Origin of the sequence: Streptomyces sp. NPDC001903, assembly GCF_042891345.1 — a bacterium.
In the GTDB taxonomy this organism is placed as follows: domain Bacteria; phylum Actinomycetota; class Actinomycetes; order Streptomycetales; family Streptomycetaceae; genus Streptomyces.
Genome location: NZ_JBIASZ010000020.1, coordinates 83,474 through 103,157, shown reverse-complemented (window position 1 = coordinate 103,157; position 19,684 = coordinate 83,474). Strand labels below are relative to the sequence as shown.

Annotated in this window: 15 protein-coding genes; all 15 read left to right on the top strand. The window is 70.1% G+C overall.

The annotated features are described in order from the left end of the window. The first annotated feature begins 495 nt into the window (after nucleotides 1–495). The 15 genes from ACFYZS_RS33330 (at nucleotide 496) to ACFYZS_RS33260 (ending at nucleotide 19,665) form a co-directional block, all read left to right on the top strand. The gene (locus ACFYZS_RS33330) at nucleotides 496–1,434 is read left to right on the top strand and encodes a conjugal transfer protein (RefSeq protein ID WP_389020915.1); all 939 of its coding nucleotides are present in this window, start codon (nucleotides 496–498) and stop codon (nucleotides 1,432–1,434) included. Next, nucleotides 1,431–1,742, top strand: a complete 312-nt coding sequence (locus ACFYZS_RS33325) for a hypothetical protein (protein WP_389020912.1) — start codon at nucleotides 1,431–1,433, stop codon at nucleotides 1,740–1,742. Before ACFYZS_RS33330 ends, ACFYZS_RS33325 begins: the two co-directional genes overlap by 4 nt. Further along, entirely contained in the window at nucleotides 1,739–2,242 is a 504-nt protein-coding gene (locus ACFYZS_RS33320) for a hypothetical protein (RefSeq protein WP_389020910.1), read from the top strand. Before ACFYZS_RS33325 ends, ACFYZS_RS33320 begins: the two co-directional genes overlap by 4 nt. Further along, nucleotides 2,242–4,806 carry an ATP-binding protein gene (locus tag ACFYZS_RS33315; RefSeq protein ID WP_389021077.1) on the top strand — a complete coding sequence of 855 codons (2,565 nt, stop codon included), beginning with the start codon at nucleotides 2,242–2,244 and terminating at the stop codon, nucleotides 4,804–4,806. Before ACFYZS_RS33320 ends, ACFYZS_RS33315 begins: the two co-directional genes overlap by 1 nt. Nucleotides 4,807–5,140: 334 nt before the next feature. Next, complete coding sequence (locus tag ACFYZS_RS33310; RefSeq protein WP_389020907.1) at nucleotides 5,141–7,543, top strand: hypothetical protein; 2,403 nt, start codon at nucleotides 5,141–5,143, stop codon at nucleotides 7,541–7,543. Next, nucleotides 7,540–8,649 carry an NlpC/P60 family protein gene (locus ACFYZS_RS33305; RefSeq protein WP_389020904.1) on the top strand — a complete coding sequence of 370 codons (1,110 nt, stop codon included), beginning with the start codon at nucleotides 7,540–7,542 and terminating at the stop codon, nucleotides 8,647–8,649. Before ACFYZS_RS33310 ends, ACFYZS_RS33305 begins: the two co-directional genes overlap by 4 nt. A gap of 368 nt (nucleotides 8,650–9,017) precedes the next feature. Beyond that, complete coding sequence (locus tag ACFYZS_RS33300; RefSeq protein WP_389020901.1) at nucleotides 9,018–9,305, top strand: hypothetical protein; 288 nt, start codon at nucleotides 9,018–9,020, stop codon at nucleotides 9,303–9,305. Beyond that, nucleotides 9,287–11,890 carry an ATP/GTP-binding protein gene (locus tag ACFYZS_RS33295; RefSeq protein ID WP_389020898.1) on the top strand — a complete coding sequence of 868 codons (2,604 nt, stop codon included), beginning with the start codon at nucleotides 9,287–9,289 and terminating at the stop codon, nucleotides 11,888–11,890. The genes ACFYZS_RS33300 and ACFYZS_RS33295 overlap by 19 nt, the downstream gene beginning before the upstream one ends. Then, complete coding sequence (locus ACFYZS_RS33290) at nucleotides 11,887–12,792, top strand: replication-relaxation family protein (protein ID WP_389020895.1); 906 nt, start codon at nucleotides 11,887–11,889, stop codon at nucleotides 12,790–12,792. Before ACFYZS_RS33295 ends, ACFYZS_RS33290 begins: the two co-directional genes overlap by 4 nt. A 486-nt stretch (nucleotides 12,793–13,278) precedes the next feature. Next, a complete protein-coding gene (locus ACFYZS_RS33285) occupies nucleotides 13,279–13,869 on the top strand; it encodes a hypothetical protein (protein WP_389020893.1) in 591 nt (196 codons plus the stop codon). A gap of 917 nt (nucleotides 13,870–14,786) precedes the next feature. After that, a complete protein-coding gene (locus tag ACFYZS_RS33280; protein ID WP_389020890.1) occupies nucleotides 14,787–15,497 on the top strand; it encodes an SAF domain-containing protein in 711 nt (236 codons plus the stop codon). Next, nucleotides 15,497–16,315 (top strand): hypothetical protein, encoded by an 819-nt coding sequence (locus tag ACFYZS_RS33275; protein WP_389020887.1) that lies wholly within the window; start codon nucleotides 15,497–15,499, stop codon nucleotides 16,313–16,315. The genes ACFYZS_RS33280 and ACFYZS_RS33275 overlap by 1 nt, the downstream gene beginning before the upstream one ends. Further along, nucleotides 16,305–17,855, top strand: a complete 1,551-nt coding sequence (locus ACFYZS_RS33270) for a CpaF family protein (protein ID WP_389020884.1) — start codon at nucleotides 16,305–16,307, stop codon at nucleotides 17,853–17,855. Before ACFYZS_RS33275 ends, ACFYZS_RS33270 begins: the two co-directional genes overlap by 11 nt. Further along, complete coding sequence (locus ACFYZS_RS33265) at nucleotides 17,852–18,787, top strand: type II secretion system F family protein (RefSeq protein ID WP_389020881.1); 936 nt, start codon at nucleotides 17,852–17,854, stop codon at nucleotides 18,785–18,787. The genes ACFYZS_RS33270 and ACFYZS_RS33265 overlap by 4 nt, the downstream gene beginning before the upstream one ends. Then, a complete protein-coding gene (locus ACFYZS_RS33260) occupies nucleotides 18,787–19,665 on the top strand; it encodes a type II secretion system F family protein (RefSeq protein ID WP_389020878.1) in 879 nt (292 codons plus the stop codon). The genes ACFYZS_RS33265 and ACFYZS_RS33260 overlap by 1 nt, the downstream gene beginning before the upstream one ends. The last annotated feature ends 19 nt before the right edge of the window (nucleotides 19,666–19,684 follow it).

Here is a 19,684-nt window from a genome sequence, read left to right as displayed (position 1 = left end):
AGCACCACGGTAGTCGTGCGGTGGGACACCTCCGACATCTGCCCCGCCATCGCGCTGACCGCGGGCGGTAGCCGGATCGCCAACGCCCGAATCTCGGGCAGTGCACTGCTCCGTACTCGGAGCTTAAGGACAAGTCCCGCCACGCCAAAGCCGGTGACTGCCTCCGGGATTGATGTCACTGATAGACGGTGAGTAATGGGCGCGCAGGGCTGTGACCTGCGGTGGGGAGATTCCACTACGGCGGTGGTGAGTCACCGGGAAGTTCACCGCTCAAAGCGTTGCCGTCCCGTGACGGCGCAGGGCTGGTATCGGTGATCTAGGTGGTGAGGCAACGGCCGTTCCGTGACGTACATGCACTCCACGGAAGTCACACCAATGACCCCTGTCCCCCGCCGCCGCGTACGGACGGCTCCCCGCTCGCCGGCCGCGCAGCCGCTGCGCCGCTCACATCCCGAGACGGTTCTGGTCCGCGGCTCCCTCTCACGCGGCCCGTGTGTGGCCCGGATCGCGGTATGGGCGGCGCTGGCTGCCGGTCCCCTTGCCCTGGCAGCTGCCCTCGTTGTTCCCCGTGGCACCGCCGCCAAGGCCGCACCCGTCACCCAGGCCACCAGCGCGCCCCGTCCGGTGACCGATGCGGCCGGTACGGCAGCGGTGTTCGTGGACCTGTGGCTGCGCGCTGACGCCGCCGCACCCGACAGCCCCGTGGCCGCGGCGGTGCGTGCTATCGCCCCGGCCGCGGACCTGCCCAGGCGGGCCCGCACCGAGTCGGGAGCACCCGGTTTGGTGCGTGTCGTGCCGGTGCGGACCACGTCTACGCCGGGCGGGTGGACGGTCGTGGTGGCAGTCCTCACCGACACCGCACACACCCCCTCACCGTCCGCCGGCCAGGCGCCCGAGCGCACGGCGGACACCGTCGCGGCGGCGCGGTACTTCGCGGTGTCGGGGACCGGCGGGCAGAACGGCGGCCCGGTCACCGTCACCGGATCCCCGGCTGAAGTCGCTGCGCCTGACACGGCTCCGGCTCCCGCCTCTCCCTACACGCGTCCCATGCCCGCCGGCGACACGCTGGGCACGACGGTTGGCGAGTTTCTGCGGGCCTACCTCGCCGGCGGACAGGCCACCGCACTGGAGCGTTACCTCTCCCCGGGTGTGCGGCTGTCAGCCCCGGCTGCTGCGGCGTATGCGCGGGTGGATGTCGAGGACGTCGCCGCCGACACCGAACAGGCGGCCGCCAACGCTGTCCCCGGGGACGGTGTCCGTGCCCGCGTGCGAGTCCGGGTGTCCGGTGAGGACCGGGCGGGCAGCCGGTGGCCGCTGGTCTACCGACTCGAGATGACCGCGCGGGCGGGACGCTGGGAAGTCAGCGCGCTGGACGCCGGCACCGCGTCGTCGGCTCCGACTCCGGCCGTCTCCGCCCGGGCAGGTGGGCAGTGAAGTCGCTGATGCTTGCCGGCAAGCTCGATGAGCTGGGTGACTCGCTCATCAAGACTGTGACCGATTGGGGCGGCGCCGGGCTGGTCGCCATTTTGATCGTGCTCGTGATCGTCCAGATCGCCCGGCAGATGTCGATGAAGGCCGCCATCGGTGCGGTCATCGGGATGATCATCGTGCTCGGTATTTACAAGGCTCGCAACGATCTGTCGGACATGTTCACCGACGAGGTCCAGCACCCGGCCAACAGTTCCGGTGCCGTGGTCGTCGTCATCGCCCCGTCCCGGACCGGCGACGGAGGGGTGCTGTGATCGAGCTGAGGGTTGTCCGCTCGTACACCGGTGCGCGGCGCCACCCGTGGGTACTGGGCAAGCTGAGCGACTGGGTCGTCCCGTTCGGCCCGTACACCCCGGCGCAGCTGGTCGTTCTCGGCGGCGGTGCGCTGGGGCTGATCAAGACGTTCGACTGGTGGTCGTGGGCGGGTCCGGTGCCGGTCGTGGTGTGGCTGGTGTCGGTGTGGGCGGTGCGTGGTGCTCAGATCGCGGGGCAGAACCCGTTCACCGCGCTGCTGGGCGCTGTGGCTGTGCTGGCGCAGCATCCGGCGGGCCGGATCGGCGGCCGGGTGGCTCGGGACCGGCGTCCGTCCCACTTGGGCGGCCGGTTCGTCATCGAGCCTGCGCCCGCAGTGGTTTCGGCGCCCGCTGCCGTTGGGGTGGGCGTGGTGGTGGGGGTCCGGGCGGTCGGCTCCGGCCTTGACCGCCTCCTCGCCGGTCCGGCTGGTGCGGCTGATGTGGGGAGGGCAGCAGCATGATGCGGACTCCATTCCGGCACGTCGCCGGCCATCTGCTGTGGGCATCGTCCGGTGCGGTGTGGGCGGTGTGGCGGGTGGAGCCCCTCGCGGGCGGATACCTCCCGGCGCAGGTCCGCTGGGAGCTGCTGGCCCGGATCACCTCGCTGGTGCGGTCGATGCCCGGCATGGAACCCCGATTGTTCGTGCTGGCCGGGCGCACCGATCCCGGTGAGGTCGCCGAGCGGATGGTGGAAGGCGTCGACTGGCAGCGGCTGCCCGCGTGGGCGGAGGTCTGCGCAGCAGGCATCGACCTGCTCGACGGACAAGAGATGCACGAGCGGACCGTATGGCTCGCGGTCCCCCTGCCGGGTAAGGCAGGCGCCACCACTTCAGCGCTGGGTGCGATGTATGCGGAGGTGTCCGCCGCACTCGGTCTGGCCCCGGTGCCCGTGCCGGCGGGCGAGGTGCGGGCGGCACGTGAGGCGGCGGAGCGGCTGCAGACGTCGCTGGGCGGAGGTCTGGCCCTGCGTCCGGCATCGCCTGCGGAAATTGTGTGGATGGTGCAGCACGCCGTGTACCGCGGGCTGGAGGAGCCGCTGCTGGCCGATGCCGCGGCGAGCCCGCTGTATGGAAGCCGGATCCACGGCGAACAGCTCCTGTCTCCCTCGTACGCGGATCTGGGGCAGGTCCGTCTGGCCGAGGGCGGCCAAGAGCACAGGCCCGAAGACAGCAAGCGGCGCAGTGTCGGCTCGTGGTGGCGGTCGGCTGCGGCGGTGTCTCCGCTGGGCCGGCTGTGGCTTCAGGTCGAGTCGGAGGCCGGGACCGGCTACCAGGCCCACCTGGTTCTCGCCGAACTCCCGCCTGCGGTCGCTGTGGATGCCGCTGACGTCCTCGCTCAGCTGGAGGGCATGCCCTTCCCCGTGGACGTGAGCGTGGATCTTCGGGTGGTGGCGGCGAAGAAGGCGCGGGCGCAGGTGCAGCGCAAGAAGCGGGAGCTGTTGGACCAGGCCGGGCAGTACGGGGCGCAGCCGACCGGGATGCCGTATTCGCTGCCGGAGGCGGCCGGGGATTTGGAGGAGCAGGACGCGCGGATGGCGCGTACGTCGGTGGAGGTGGAGGTGCAGTCGGTGACGGTGCTCACCGTGTGGGGTCCGGATGCGGCTACGTGTGACGGGCGGGCGCGGGAGCTGTCGGCGGCCCTGGCGTCGGGTGACTACCGGGCGGTGCGGCCGATCGGCATGCAGGAAGAACTCTTCGTCCTCGGCTTGCCGGGCGGGGTGCGGGCGCCGAAGTTGGGCCAGTTCACGCAGCATCAGCTGTCGGAGGACTGGGCGGCGTGCGGGGCGCTGACGCTGTCGCGGGTGGGTGACCCGGCCGGGATCCTGATCGGCCGCGACCTGGACTGCGGCACCCTGCGCCCGGTACTCCTCAACCCCGCCGACGCCCCCCAGGTCAACGCCTCGGCATCCAGCGCGGTGATCGGTGAGCTGGGCGCGGGGAAGAGCACGCTGGAGAAGCTCATCGCCGCCGCGGTCGTGGATCGCGGCGGGCAGGCCATCGTCATCGACCGCACCCCCCTTCGCGAATGGTCGCGTTTCGCCAAGACCGCAATGGGGGACCGCAGCCAAGTCATTGATGCCGCCCAGGCGCAGCTGTCCATCGACCCGCTGCGGGTATTCGGCGGCGCGGTCGGCGCCCATTACGCCCTGTCGTATCTGACCCTGCAGCTGGGCGTCGGCGCGATGACCGCGGCCGGCGCGGTACTCCACCACGCCGTCGAGGAAGTGGCCGGCGGGCCCGAGCCATCGATGGGCAAGGTCCTCGGAGTCCTTTGCGCGCTCTCGTCGACGGGCGGGAGCCGTGCGGACGCGGCAGCCACCATGGCCGATCTGCTGCGCATCGTCGCCTCGAACCCGCTCGCTGCGATGGTGTTCGACTCGGCTCTGCCGGTGGTGAGCGTGACCGGTGACCTGGGCGCGGACATGGTCGTGGTCACCACCGCCGGTCTGACCCTCCCGCCGCGCGAGGCGTTCGCCGACGCCGAGGTGTTGCGCCAGCAGCCCCTGGAAGCACTGATCGGGCGGGCCGTGCTCTACCTTCTGGCTGCCATCGCCCGGCAGGCCGCTTTCACCGACCCCACCCGCTTCTGCCTGGTCTCACTCGACGAGGTGTACTGGCTGACGTCCTCGGCCGAAGGCGCCGCGCTCGTCCACGAGATCCTGCACGACGGCCGCAAGCATGGCGCCGGTGTCTTCCTCGGCGCCCACGACGAAGAGGAACTCGGCAAGGATGCCGGCCTGGTCGCCTACCGGTACCTCGCCCGCACCACCGACCGCACTCGCGCGGCCAAGGGTTTGCGATTCCTCGGCCTGGACGGCGACGACGAGGACCTGCTGCGGCTGGTGACCACCGGCCTCTCCCCTGTCGGCCAGGCCGGCCGGGAGGGCGAGATGCTGCTGCGCGATCCCCGTATGCAGGTCGGCCGGATCCAGGTCATCCCACCCGAAGTGCCCCGGCTGCGCGAACACCTGTTCACCACGCCCGGCCGCACATGTGCCGCCGCGTCCCACGGGGGGACCCCCTGATGAACACAAAATTGCGACTACAGCTCACCGCCGCCCTCGTCCTGCTCCTCCTCACCGGCATCGTCGCTGTATGGGCCCACCCCCCGCAGTGGCAGTCGCCGAACACGGCGGTGCCTGCCGGTGCTGCGGGCAGCGAGCCCTGTGACCTGGTGATCGGCCCTGCCCGAGGCTGGTGCACCTGCGGCCCCGCAGCGGCCGCCACGGTGACCGGAACGTCTTCGGCAGCCACCGCGGTCCCCGCCGCACCAGACAGCCACAACGGGCCGATGGTGTGTGCCACCCTCGCCCTTTCTGCGGCCATCGCCCTGGCCTTGACGCTCGAGCGGCGGACCCGATGAGAGGGATCCGCATCGACCGCGGCACGCTGCGCACAGCCGGATTCCTCGCCCTGCTCACCGTCGTGTTCCTCGTGACCAACACAGCGGTGGCATGGGCCGCAGACGGCAACGCGGACGCCGGTGGGAGCGGGCTGCTAGCCCCTTTCAACGTGGTGACAGCCGAGGGCGGGCGGCTGGACGCCTATCAGCTGCAGGCCGACGGCGGCAGCTCCTTCAACGTGGTCGGGCAGCTGCAGGTCCTGGTGATGTCCGGGTTATTCGCGCTGGCGCGACTCCTGGTGGGAATGTGCTGCTGGCTGATCGTCTTCGTGTTCCGCTTCCCGCTGCTTGCCCTGCTGACCGGTCCCGCGCAGCACCTCGCCGACGCTTACCAGACGCATGTGGTGGACGCGCTCGGTCTCAGAGGACTGACACTGGCCTGGGGGTTCGTCTTCGGGCTCGTCCTCTTCATGCGGGGCAAGGCTGCCAGCGGGTTCGGGCAGATCGCAGCCACCCTGGTGATCGGCGCGTTGGCCGCGAGCGCGTTCATACGCCCTGACTATCTGCTGGGCCGGGACGGACCGCTCGACGTCACCCACCAGGCCGCGATCGAGGTCGCATCGATCACCACGAGCAGCTACTTCGGCAACACGACGTCCTCAGACCCCTGCGACATGATCGCCGGACCCGGCCGCGATACCTGTCAGAGCTCCGGCGTGCAGGCGGCGGCCGTAACCCGGCCCATCCAGGACGCGCTGACCGACGCGCTGGTCGTCAAGCCCTACATGCTCCTGCAGTACGGACAGATCCTGGACCCGCACAAGGATAAGGACGCCTACCAGGCCCATCAGGAGTGGGTCAAGAAGAACAGTGAACCCCCCGGCCCCGATGCAGCGAAGAAGTGCGACATCCTGCCGGGCCCGGCCAAGGAGTACTGCAACAGCAAGGAGGCCAAGCGCGCAGCGTCCGCGGACCTAGGCAAGCTCATGGCTGAGCTGGAGAAGGCCGGACCCACCGGCAAGGCCGTCGCCGCATACGCGAAGTCTCCCAGCTGGGACCGTGCCTTCGGTGCCCTTGCCCTGCTGGTGGCCTGCCTGGTCGTCGCGGCCATGGTCGTCTCGATGGCGCTGGTCATGCTCGGCGCGCAGGGCGCGGACGCCGCCGCGGCGGGGGCGGGACCGGTGGTATGGGTGCTGGCGATGCTGCCCGGCCCCACACGGACACTGCTGTGGCGGTGGACGGGGGTCCTGGTCACCTCGGCGCTGGTCACCTTCGCCACCGCTGTGGGCCTGCCACTCTTCGGCATCGCGGCGGGCGTGTTGCTGTCGGACAGTGGGCCGGACGTGATGGCCGAGCGGCTCCTGCTCCTCGACGCTCTTGCCATCGCCTTCCTGGTCATGCACAAGCGGATCGCGGGCAGCGCCAGCGCGCTTGGTGCGCGGGTGGCCCTGCGCATGCAGTACGCCAGGCTCTCCGGCACCGGCTACCGCACCGCCGGCCTCGCCCTGGGCCTGGCAGGCACCCGCAGCTCGGCGCCGTTCTCCATCGGCCGGGCCATCGCCGAGGCACGCGGCGCAGTCCGTACGGGACTTGCCCCGCTGTCCTTGGCGATGCGCGGCGCCCACGCCGCACTCATCGGACCCAAACCAGGGACTCGCCACCCTGCAGCCCTGGTGCTGGAGGCCGTGCGCGCACACGCCGTATCCGGTGGCACCCGTGCTGCGGAAGGCGAAGTGCAGGTGGACAAGTGGACCGGCGAGATCCTGCACGACCCGGCCACCGACCGTCCCCTGCTGTCGTCCCGGCTGCACTCCCGTGCGTCACGGCTGCGCGGGTACCGCATTGCCCACCGCGCTGGCCGGGCCGCCTACGCGGCAACCTTGGGGCTGCCCCGCACCGTGCACACGGCGAGAGGGAAGGCCAGCGAGTTCACCGAGGACGTCCGCACCCAGCTGCTGGTGAGCGCGAACCGGGTCCGCGAGGACGCCGCCGGATGGCAGCCCGTCGTCGCTGGCACCGTAAAGGCCGGACAGGCCGTGGGTCAGGGCGCAGTCCACACCGGGCGTGCCGTGCGTGACACCGCGATCAGCGCCGCCGTCTACACCGCGCCCGCCACGACCGGACGTGCACCCAGGCCGCGGACCACCATCAGCCGCCCCGACAGCTCCAGCACCACGGCGTCCACCGCCCCGGCTCGAGCAGCCGGCCAGGCCACGGTCGGGCGGACCCTGCACACGCCCACGACCGGCAGCGGAAGGTCGGCGACGAGCCGACCGGCGCAGAGCGCACACCGCGGCAGCGGTGCAAGTCCCGCAGCCCCGGCCACCGACCAGGCTGCTGCGAACGCCGATCGGCTACGCGCGGCGATGAACCGGAATCGCCGGAGCCTGCGAGGCGATCAGGAAGGAGGAAATTCGTGAGGAAGACGCAGGCAGGCTGCCTGGTCGTGCTTCTGCTGGCCGTGGCAGCGTGCTGCACGGCCCCGGTCCTGCTGGTTGCCGCCGCCGGACAATCCGGCCGCCAGGGTCAAGTGGACGCTGCCGCGGCTGGAATCCCTGCGCGGATGCTGGCCGCCTACCTCACCGGCTCCGCACAGGTCACCATCTATGTGCCCGGCTGCCGTGGAATGCGCTGGCAGATCCTGGCCGGGATCGCGCGCGTCGAGTCCGACCACGATGCAGGACGACAGGTCGCCTCGAACGGGGACATCACCCCGCCGATCACCGGGCCCCGCCTCGACGGCTCCGGCGCCGGAGGCAACACCGCCGCCATCCCCGACACCGACGGCGGCACATGGGACGGCGATACGCAATTCGAACGGGCGGTCGGGCCTTTCCAGTTCCTGCCGGAGACCTTCCGCGCCTACGGCAAGGATGGCAATGGCGACGGGATCATCTCGCCCCACAACGCGGACGACGCCGCGACGGCGGCTGCCGTCTATTTGTGCGGCAACGGCCGCGACCTCACCGACCGCGACCAGCTCCGCGCCGCCATCCACACCTACAACCTGTCCTGGGCGTACGTAGACGACGTGCTCAGCGGCATCGACCGCTACGACGCCCTCGGCACCACTCCCAGCACCCCGACCGGCACCGCGGGTGTGGTCATCCAGGCCGCACTGGCCCAGCAGGGCCTCCCCTACTCCTGGGGCGGCGGAGGCCCCGATGGGCCCAGCACCGGAATCTGCTGCTCCCCCGGCGGCCAGGACGGCCGCACCGTCACCGGCTTCGACTGCTCCGGGCTGACCCAGTACGCCTATGCCAAAGCCGGCATCAACCTGCCCCGCACTGCAGCCGAGCAGGCCGGCATCGGACAGCGCATCCCCGCTACCGCCGGAATCTCGGCACTGCAGCCCGGTGACCTGATCTTCTACGGCTACGACCCCAGCGCGGACTCCACCATCCACCACGTCGGGATCTACCTCGGCGACGGGCAGATGATCAATGCGCCGCGGCCGGGCAAGGCCGTACGGATCGATCCCGTCACCGCGATGCCCGACTACGCGGGAGGGGCCAGGCCGTTATGACGTCCTCACCACGGACAGGCGGCCAGCTGATCGCCGTCAGTGGCGTCCTGGCCTGCGGCGGAATCCTTCTGCTGTACGCAGGCCTGCGGCCGCACACCTCGGTCCGCGTGTCCCGGCCGGCGCCCGCAGCAGTACAGGCCGCGGCGCCGGGTAAAGCTGAGGCCTCGCCCGCCCAAGCCGTGGACGGCGTTCCCACGTCGGCACCGACGGCGCCGGAGGGACGGAGCGCGAGCAAAGCGGCCAGCCGTGGCGGTCCACTGGCCGCGACGGCTTCCGCGGCGCCGCCTTCCGGTGCGCCGCCGTATGGTCCTTCGTCATTGCCGCATCCCGGATCCGGCGAGGCCGCCGACCGCTTCATACAGCGGGCAATGGACGACGCCAGCCGACACGACCTCGCGCTCGTCGACGAGGAACTGCTGCTGCGTCAGGGACGCGCGGCGTGGCTGGTCGAGACCGCCGAGTACACCCAGGTGCGGATCCAGGCGGCTACCGCACGCCGTGACACCGCGAGCAGTACGGACACAGGCGGGCCGGCGCAGGCCGTGGTGCGGCTGGTGTGGACCGGAGCCGATCCGGCCGGGACCTTCTTGGACGGCCGGACGGCCGCCGTCCACTTCACTCAGAACGGAGATGGATCATGGAACCGCACACCGTGACGGCGTCCGCATCCGGAGCCTACGGCGCTGCGAACGAAATGCTCGGTGCCGTGTGGACGCTTGCCTCATGGGGGTACGCGAATCTGTGGTGGCTGGCGCTGGCCGCGGCTTTGCTGATGGCTGGGTGGGAGGTGCTCCAGCGGCGCCTGGCCTTGAAAGCGCTCGCCGAGCGGACCTGCGTGGAGCTGGTGCCCAGTGCACAGTTCACGCCGGGGGATGAAGAGATCTGGCGCCAGGGCATGCAGGTGATCCGGGCCGCAGGATCTGGGCCCTGGTGGACGCCGCGCCGTGCCCGAACCGTGCGGCTTCGGCTGCGCGCCGACGGAAGCCGGCCCCTCTCCTACCGGATCGAGGCCCCCGCCTCAGCCCGCGCCCTCCTCGCGCTGACGCCGTTTGGGCCGCGGGTCCAGGTCAGCGAGAGCGCGCCGCTCGCGGACAAGATGCGCACCCACGTGGTGCGGGCGGTGCTGACCTTGCACGGCAAGCCCGGGTCAAGGCTGCGCGAGGTCCCCTTGGACCCTGATCCATTACAGCCGCTGGTCGACGCCGTCGCCGGCATCCGCTCCTCCCTCGGTGACCTCGCCGAGGTGTGCGTGGATCTCTCCCCCGCACCCAGGTGGCATCTGGCCGTCCGCCGCCTGCAGATCCTCCAGCAGGCCCGTGCCCGGGCCCGGCGCGAAGCCGTGCGCGAAGCACGGTCGCTGGGAGGGGAGCCGGCCACCAGCCTGCCCACCGCGATCGGCCGGCTGCTGGACCCAGCCGCGTGGCGAAACCCCGGCCGTGCCCCCGTCCTGCTGCCGCCGCACGCCCAGCGCATCAACCGCGACCGCGCCTTGGGCAAGTTCGCCCAGGACGCAGGCCTGATGCGGGTGCAGATCCTGGTGCGCTGCGCCTCCAACGCCGAGGGGCGCGCCGAGCAGCAGCTGGCGCTGATCAACGCGGCCATGGACCTGTACGCGGGCGACTCCAGAATCGGCTCCCGGGGGATCTCGCTCGGGCCGTGGCGGATCGGGCCCGACTGGTGGCCGTGGCGGCCCCGGTTCGATGAGCGGTGGGCGACTGCGCTCATGCGGCCAGCCCGCGGCGGCTGGGCGCGTATCGACGAGCTGGCCGGGCTGCTGAAGCCGCCGACGTCTGCGGCACGGCTGCCGGTGGTGGAGGCGCAAATGCCGACCTACAAGGCGGGCCAGGATCTGCTGCCGCAGGGCTGGTACCGCGCGCCGGACGGCCGGGAGCGGCTGCTCGCCACCCACGAGGACGACACCCTCTTCGAGGTCCAGTCCGGTAAAGCCGGATGGGGAAAGACCATGCGGGCCCAGGTGCAGGCTGTGGCCAGCGCCCACAACGGGCACGGTCTCGCGTTCGTGGACCCGCACGGCGACTCCTTCCACGAGGTCGCCCGCTACCTCGCCCACGACGACATCGAGGCGCGGATCCGTCTGTTCGATCTGACTGTCCGTGAGCCGGACGCGATGCTGGCCTGCTGGAACCCGCTCGACATGACCTCCGGACCACAGCCCCATGAGGCGACCGCCGCTGTGATCGACGCGATCGCCACCGCCCTGGGCTGGAGTGACATCACCGCACCGCGCGCGCTGACCATCCTCACCAAAACCGTCGAGGCGCTGGTCGCCGTCAACGTCTGCGCCGTCACCGTCGGCGCCGGGGAGCAGCAGGCGACCTTGTTCCAGATCCGGCCGCTGCTGACCGAGCCGGCCTTTCGCCACCTGGCCCTCAAATCCCTGGACGCCGATGCGCGCCGCTGGTGGAACAGCAGCTTCCCCGACCTTCCCAAAGATGCGCTGGTGACCGTCCTCAACCCGCTCGACCGCCTCGCGGCATCCCCTGTGATCCGCGCATTCTTGGGGTGCCCGATCAGCGGATACGACATCCGCCGGGCCATGGACGAGCAGCACGTCGTGTGGATCTGCCCGCCCGGGACCGGGCCCACCGACCGACTGCTGATCTCGCTCATCGTCCGGGACTTCCTGCGGGCTGGACTCTCCCGCAGAGACCTGCCTGAGCGTTCCCGCTCCCCTTTCCGCTTCTACCTGGACGAGCTGATCTCACTGGACGGCGCCGCGTCCACGGTCGCCGAGATCACCGAGCAGCTGCGCAAGTTCGGGTGCCGCCTGCACGGCATGACACAGCTGCTGCACCGCCTCTCCCCCGCGACCCGCACCGCACTGCTGCAAAACGCCAGCTGCCTGTCCACCACCGCCGGGTCAGCGGAAGCCATCGCGCAGATCACCGGTGAGTGGGCAGGCAAGGTCACCGTCGCCGACGCCGCCGAGCTGGAACGGTGGTGGCACTACGCCTCCTTCACCGTCGCCGGAAAACGCATCGGCCCCCTTCTGGTCCGCGGCCCCGCACTCACCGAGGTCTTCGACCACCTCGCCCGCCCCCGCCAGACCAAAGCCCTGCTACGCGCCGCCCACAACAACTCCGCAGCTCGCACCCTGGACGACCGCACCGCCCAGGCGCTCGCGCAGACCGAGCAAGTCCGCACATTTCTCACCACTCTGCCGCCTGCCCCAGCCACCACCGGATCCGGGACCGACGACGCTGAGGAGCAGTACGCATGAACCGCACCACCACGATCCAGCCGCCGACCAGCGACACCCGCGCCCACCAGGCACTGGCCCTGATCGCCCAGCACCGCATGGTCACCACCACCCAGCTCCACCAGATGCTCGCCCCCGAAACCCCCAGCCGGAAGATCTACAAGGTCCTGGCACCACTGCGCGCCCAGGGACTCATCTCCCACACGGTGCTGGGCAGAAGCAACCACCTGCGAGCCCACTTCCTCACCGCCGCAGGCGCGAACACCGTCCGAGACTGGCCCGAAATGCGCGGGCGCGCCCCCGCTGTCCTCGCCGACGCGGCAGCATCACTACGCGCCGCCCACACCCTCACCGGTGTCCGTGCCCACATAGCCTTCCTCACCGACGCCCGCAACCGGGGCGACGAGTACGGGCCGCTGGACTGGGTCCCCGAGATCGCCCACCGCCTCCCCGACACCGGCGGCGAAGACCAGATCATCGCCGACGCCGTCTTCCACTACACCAGCACCGGCCCCCGCCGCCGCCAGTACCGGGCCTTCGTCGAAATCGACCGCGCCACCATGAGCAGCGAACGCCTCGCCCGCAAACTCATCTCCTACGCCCGCTTCCACGACTACACCCCCCAGCCCGCAGGCCGACGGACCACCGTCACCGACCAAGGCACCCTCCTCGCCTGGCAACGGTTCTACCCCCGCTTCCCCCGCATCCTGTTCATCCTCACCGGCGCCCCCCGCCCCACACTCACCCGCCGGATCGACGACCTGCGCCACATGACCGCCGACCACAGCCTCGTCACCAGCCTCGCCGCCCACGTCCCCCTCGGCGCCGCCATCCTCGAAGACCTCGAAACCCACGGCCCCACCGCCCCGGTATGGACACCCCTGACAGGCCCCGCAGAACCCCGCCCATGGACACGTCTGTGAACCGCCGTCGGCCCCCACACATCGACACGCCACGAGGGGCCACACAGCACCATCGTGACGCGCACGCCCGACATCGGTGACTGAACCGGTGAGTACCAGTGACAAGGCTCGACAGGTGCACGGGCGAACCGGAGGACGTGCCCGCCTCCGCACACCAAGGCCTCACAAAAGCAAAGAACAAGCCACATGGCGAAATCTCAACCCACCTTCCTCCGGCGGCCGCCCCCTTCCGCAACCGCCCAGGTACGGCGACGCGATACACCGCCATCGAAGGAGCATCCGCAAATGAGTGACAGGCATTTACGGGCAAAGCATGACGATGAGTCACCTGCGCCTCAAGAACCCCGTAGGACATGGAGCGTTGACGTCGTATGGTGCGCTGTACAGCACGTCGCAAGGACACAGAAACGTTGCATCCGCGATGACGGGGCCCGGGATGGCGGCCTAGACCGCACTCCCGCCGAGGTGATAACCGGGGGTTTCCACGTGACAACGGCATACCAGCACAACACCCGCACCACACGAGGCCGCCGATTCCTCGCAGCCACCGCCGTCGCCGCCACCGTTGCAGCCGTCACGGCTGGTTGTGCCAAGGACAACAAAGCCGCACCTCCGCCCCTCAGCCCCACCGCTTCGCCCAGCACCTCCACTGATCTCCAGGCAACCGAGAAGGCGAAGGTCCTGGCTGCCTACGACAGTTTCTGGGGCGAAACAGTCAAGGCGTACGCAGCAGGCAGTGACAAAGACACCAAGCTAGTGAATTTTGCAGCCAACAGCGCCCTGGATGATGCCCTTACCGACATCGCGAACATGCAGAAGGCCGGCACCACCATGCAGGGATCGCCCGGACATCGGGCCGAGGCGACCGCATTCAACCCGTCTGGGGAGCACCCGAAGGCAACGGTCACCGATTGCTTGGACATCTCCACCTGGCAGACAGTCGAGCGTGCCACGAACAAGATCCAGCCATACCCGACGGAGCAGCCTCTGCGTTACGTCGCAATCGCTGAAGTTGAGCAGTGGGCCGGTCAGTGGATGGTTGTGAGAATGACGCCGAACGGTGACCGCACATGCTGAGACGCTCAGCAGCCGTCGGCACCTCACTGGCCGCGGCAACTGTCTTAGCCTTCGTCGCGATGCCTGCTCACGCCGAGGGTGGAATCTGCCAGGGGCGGACGAAGTACGTCACGGTCTGCGTCAGGGAACCTGGTGGCGGGGACGGCTCCCACCCTGACGGTCCACGTCCTCCGGGAGGTGGTGGACTCGCGGGTGACGACCGAGACAAGTGGGTCTGCTCCCGGACGCTCAAAGACCCACAGCCGCCCGCAGGCAGCCCCGAGTGGGAGGGGCATCAGCCGGGTGACGGTGCGGTCTACCGCCAAGAGTGCCGATGGACTGGCTCGGCTGCTGGCTACATCGTGATCAACACGGTCTGGTCAAACAGCCCCGACGCCGTCACGGTCGATCCGGCAGTACTAGCACAGCAGGCCGTCGACAGCATGCTCTTGACCGGCCCTACTGTCACCAGCCCAAGAGCAGAAGGCACCTACACGGTGGGGGTACCCATGTGGCTGTGGGTGACCCCGAGCCCTACGACGTGGGGACCCAACACGGCATCCGCGTCGGCTGGCGGGATCACAGTTACCGCCACTGCCAAGGTGTCGTCAATCCGCTGGCGCATGGGCGACGGATCCACCGTGACATGCGCCGGTCCAGGCGCTGCCTACTCTGCAGCTCGTGGAATGTCGCCCTCGCCGGATTGCGGTCACGTCTACCGCGCACCGTCGGCCCACCAGCCGGCCAACAAATACCAAGGTGCCGCGACCACTACATGGACGGTCGACTGGGCTGTCTCCGGCGGTGGACAGGCCGGACAACTGACCGAGGTGCGCCAGTCCCCGTTCACTGTGGCAGTCGGAGAGCTCCAGGTCGTCGGCCAGTAGCAACGCCAGCGACCGTACGTTTTTCTTCCCTCTTTTCAGGAGGCACAGCACGTGAGCACCACAACCACACCCGCGGCGGGCCGCTCTGTTCCTGACCTCGGCAGTCCGGGAGGGCCGGCTGCCGCGCCCCGTGTCGTGCGCCAACGGCGTCGCAGGCCAGGGCTGATCGCCCTGTCGGTCGCACTGATCGCGGCTGGCGGCCTGTCCGGGGCGCTGCTGTTCACCGCGTCGGGCCAGCGCAGTGCCGTGCTGGTGGTGGCGCGTGACGTTCCGGTGGGTGCGGCGATAGACGATGCCGATCTGGCGCCTGCGTCGCTGGCCCTTGATCCGGCAGTCAAGGCGGTTCCCGTGGCGAGGAAGTCGGGGATGGTGGGGCAGCGGGCTGCGGTGGCGTTGAAGGCGGGGGCGCTGCTCTCTCCCGGCCAGGTCACCTCGGTTTCGTTGGTCAAGGCCGGCGAGCAGGTGGTGGGCGTGGCGCTGAAGCCGTCTCAGCTTCCCGCGAGCCGGATCGCCCCGGGGCAGAAGGTTCTGATCGTCTCGACGCCTGATGCCAACCAGGCTGCGACCGCGGGGAAGGCCGGGGAGACGCCGGGGGCGCCGAAGACTCTGCCCGCGACCGTGGTCGCCGTGGGCGCCCCGGCCCCTGCCACCGGGGTTGTGGTGGTGGATGTCGCGGTGCCGGCCACGGATGGGCCGGCGCTCGCTGCCCGGGTGGCGACCGGTGCGGTTGCGCTGATCCTTGCCCCGCAGGATGGCAGCTGATGGCTGTGATCGCGCTGGCCGGTGGGCTGGGCGCTCCGGGTGTGACGACCACCGCGATGGCGCTGCTGCTGACGTGGTCGCTGCCAGAAGGGCACCGCGTGGTGCTGGCTGAAGCCGACCCCGACGGCGGCGCGATCCTGCCCGGGGCGCTGCAGGGCACGCTGGGTAACACCCATGGTCTGCGGAATCTGGCATTGGCGGGGCGTCAGGGGCAGTTGGCGGAGGCGTTCTGGCGTCAGCTGGTGGATATCACCGATGCCGGCAGCCGCGACCGCCTGGTACTGCCGGGCCTCTACGACCCTTCGCACGCCTCAGCGATGGAGCCGGTGTGGAAGCCCCTCGCCAAGCTGTTCGAGGGGATCGAGGCGCACCAGCACGATGTGATCGTAGACCTGGGTCGACGCGGCATAGCGGGGGCTGCGGCGGTGCTGGCGCAGCGGGCCGATGTGGTGCTCGTCGTAGCGCGCAACACGTTGCGGAGTCTGCAGCAGGCTCAGGTCCGTCTGGAGGCGTTGCGGGAAGTGGTCGGCGGGCGGGGTGAGATCGGGATGCTTCTGGTCGACCAGGGTCCCTTCTCCAAGGAGGAGGTCCGCAGGACGCTGGGTGTGCAGGTGACGGCGGTGCTGCCGTGGCGGCCGAAGGAGGCGGAGGTCTTATCGGACGGGACCGAGCAGCCTCGGCGGTTCGAGTCGTGTGAGCTGATGCGCTCAGCACGGTCCGCGGCGGTGCGGGTGCAGGAGCTGGTGGCGGTGCGCCGTGCCCGCCTCGGCCTTCCCTCCATTGCACCTGGGGCACGGGTGGTGGCCGATGCGCGCTAACCCGCTGCACCACAACCCCCAGGTCGCGGTGGGCGCGCCGCTTCAGGCCCGCCTGACGGGCCCGCGCCCGGCGCTCGCGCACCCGCCCGCCGGGACCAGGCCTGCGGACCCCCGTACGCCTTCGCCGGCCGGGGCCTCGTCCCTCCTGGCCGTGCCGGGCGCTGTCCAGGTCGACTATGCGTCGGTGCGGCTGATCAAGAAGGAGGTCGGGGAGCGGCTGACCGACCTGCTGCGGGTACGGCCGGGGATGAGTGCGGCCGCGCAGGAGCAGCAGGGCCGGCACCTGATCAACGAGCAGGTGGCCGTGTGGTCCGACGCCGAGGCCGTGAAACGGGGTGCGGCAACGAGCCAGGCCGAGGATTCGGCGATCGCGCAAGCCGTGTTCGATCTGCAGTTCCGGGCGGGCCGACTGCAGCAGCATCTGGACAACACGCTGGTGGAGAACATCTTCATCAACGGATTCCGGGATGTGTGGCTGGACTTCACCGACGGCCGGCGGATCCAGGTGGCGCCGGTCGCCGACTCCGATGAAGAGCTGCGCGAGCTGCTGCGGGACCTGGCCCGGCGCACGACCGGCCAGAGCGAGCGGAGTCTGTCGACGGCGGACCCCTTTCTTGCTCTGCGGCTGTCGGACGGGTCGCGTCTGCAGGCGGTCATCGACGTCACGCCGGGCACGTACGTCACGATCCGCCGGCACAGCATGCGCCACGCGGACCTGCCCGACCTGGTCGGGCGCGGCATGCTCGACACCACCCTCGAGCAGTTTCTGCGGGCCTGCGTACGGGCCGAGAAGAACGTGATGGTCGTCGGCGGCCAGGCCGCTGGAAAAACGACTCTGCTGCGGGCGCTGCTGAAGGAGATCGATCCGGACGAGCGGTTCGCCACGCTGGAGACCGAGTACGAGCTGTTCGCCCACGAGAACGGGCACCACCGCCAGGTCGTGCCCATGGAGGCGCGCGAGTCCAACGGCGAGATGGTCGCCGGGCAGGCCGCCGGTGAGATCACGCTCATGGACCTGATGTACCGGGCGCTGCGCATGACGCTGACGCGGATCGTGGTCGGTGAGGTCCGCGGCCCGGAGATCGTCGCGATGCTGCAGGCGATGACGAATGGTGCGGGCGGCAACCTGTGCACCCTGCACGCCATCCACCCCAGCGTGGTCTTCGACCGGATCGCCGAGCTGTACCTATTGGCTCAGGCCAACATGTCGGAGTCGCTCGCCTACCGGCAGGCCGCCAACGGGCTGCACTTCATCGTGTTCGTTTCCTCGATCGACGAAACGAAGATCGGCGGACACCGCCACCGCTTCGTCTCCCACATCCTCGAAGTCACCGGCATCGGCGAGGGCGGACGGCCCGAGACCAACACCATCTTCGAGCCGCGCCTGGAGTGGGGTGAACACCGGGCAGTGCCGCTCATGCAGCCCCGCTGCATCAACGACCTACGCCGCGCCGGCTTCGACTCTGCCCTCCTGAACGAGCCGGGCGGCGCCTGGACCGCGGCCCTGTCGCTGATGGTCGACCAGGGAGCGGCGCTGTGACCGCGCTTCTGTTGTGGATCGTGGCTGGACTCGCTCTCGCGGGCGGTCTGGTCGGTCTGGCTGCCGGCATCGTGGGCACCACCGCACCGAAGGGGCCAACGCTGGCTGCCCGGATCCGGGCAGGGCAACGCCTGGTAAGCCGCGACGAAAAGATGATTCGGCGTACCCGTCTCGCGGTGGGGGCGCTCGTTGGGGTGCTGCTGTGGCTGGTGAGCGGGGTGTTCGTCGGCGGTGCCCTGGTGTTCCTCGCGGTGATCGGCGTGCCGTGGCTGCTGTCTCCCACGAAGTCGGCGGCCGCCAGGATCGGGAAGCTGGAGGCGCTGGGCGATTGGACGCAGCGCCTGGCCAACACACTGCGCTTGGGCCGTGGGCTGGATGAGGCGCTGCAGATCTCCCGCAGGGGCTGCCCCGAGGACATCACTGCCGAAGTCGGTGACTTGGTTGACCGGCTGCAGGTCGGATGGCGGCCAGCCGACGCCCTGCGCCTGTTCGGCGACGCGCTGAACGACGTCACCGCGGACAAGGTCGTGGCCGCGCTGGTCCTGTCGGCCGCCGATCGCGGTCCGGGCCTCGCGCAGGCATTGGATGATCTCGCCGAGTCCGTTCATGAAGAAGTCGCACGGCGTCGAGCCATCGAGGCCGACCGGGCCAAACCGAGGACCACGATGCGGTGGATGACGATCATCACCCTGGGCGTTGCCGGCGCCGGGTTCCTCATCCCCTCCTACACCGCTCCTTACGGGACCCTCCTCGGGCAGCTGGTCCTTGCCGCCCTGTCCGCCGGGTTCGTCGGTGTGCTCGCGCTGATGCGGCAGATCGCCGACCACAAACCCGTCCCCCGCTTCCTGGTCGCCGACCCGCGAAGCGCCGTTGCCGCGGCACCCGTTCTCGAGAGCGATGTCGAGCAAGAGAGCGTGGAGGTGACCGCGTGATGCCGGTGGCCGCAATCCTGTCCGGCGCCGCCATCGGCGCCGGGACCGCGCTTCTGATCCGGGAAGTACTGCGTCCTGCCCCGGCGCTCGGGCCGGCCCTGCAGCGCCTGAACCACCCTGCCCCGCCCAGCACGGCCAACGTCCCGGCAGACCGGGATGAGCAGTGGGGAGCCTGGCTACTCGAGCATCTCGGCGACCTGCCGGGAGTGCGGATCCCGTACAAGGACCTCGCCCTGACCGGCCAGACACCGGGCAAGTTCCTGCTGACCAAGGTCGCTCTGGCGGCGGGCGGGCTGCTGTTGCCGCCCCTGTCCACCATCCCGTTCCTGATCCTGGGCATGCCGCTCTACCTGCCCGCCATCGTCGCCGTCCTGGCCGCTCTCGTGCTCTGGTTCACTCCCGACCTGGCCCTGCGGGACAAGGCCAAGCAGGCGAGAGCCGAGTTCGCGCACGCCATGGCCGCCTACCTCGACCTCGTGGCACTGCGCCGCGCCGGGAACGTTTCCGCCGAGCAGGCCATGGAACAGGCGGCCCAGGTCGGCCACGGCTGGGCGTTCCTGAGGATCCAGGGGGCACTGGCGCGCTCACGCGTGGACAAGGTGCCGCACTGGGAATCCCTGGCCCGCCTGACCGCCGAACTCAACCTGCCCGTCCTGGACGATCTTGCCGCGATCATGCGGCAGTCCGCCGACGACGGCGCATCCGTCTACGCCACCCTGCGCTCCCGCGCCAAGAACCTGCGTACCGAACTCCTGGCCGCGCAGGCGGCCGAGGCCAACGCCGACAGCGAGAAGATGACCGCCCCCGGCGCGCTCCTCGCCGTCCTGGTGATGCTCCTGATCGCCTTCCCCGCCATCATCCGCATGCTCAACACCTGAACCGTGTCGAAGGAGTCCA

Bases quoted from the DNA above. Each gene is read 5' to 3' on its own strand.
- ACFYZS_RS33315 (WP_389021077.1), top strand. From the start codon at position 2,242: ATGCGGACTCCATTCCGGCACGTCGCCGGCCATCTGCTGTGGGCATCG.
- ACFYZS_RS33310 (WP_389020907.1), top strand. From the start codon at position 5,141: ATGAGAGGGATCCGCATCGACCGCGGCACGCTGCGCACAGCCGGATTC.
- ACFYZS_RS33300 (WP_389020901.1), top strand. From the start codon at position 9,018: ATGGACGACGCCAGCCGACACGACCTCGCGCTCGTCGACGAGGAACTG.
- ACFYZS_RS33295 (WP_389020898.1), top strand. From the start codon at position 9,287: ATGGAACCGCACACCGTGACGGCGTCCGCATCCGGAGCCTACGGCGCT.
- ACFYZS_RS33290 (WP_389020895.1), top strand. From the start codon at position 11,887: ATGAACCGCACCACCACGATCCAGCCGCCGACCAGCGACACCCGCGCC.
- ACFYZS_RS33275 (WP_389020887.1), top strand. From the start codon at position 15,497: ATGGCTGTGATCGCGCTGGCCGGTGGGCTGGGCGCTCCGGGTGTGACG.
- ACFYZS_RS33270 (WP_389020884.1), top strand. From the start codon at position 16,305: ATGCGCGCTAACCCGCTGCACCACAACCCCCAGGTCGCGGTGGGCGCG.
- ACFYZS_RS33260 (WP_389020878.1), top strand. From the start codon at position 18,787: ATGCCGGTGGCCGCAATCCTGTCCGGCGCCGCCATCGGCGCCGGGACC.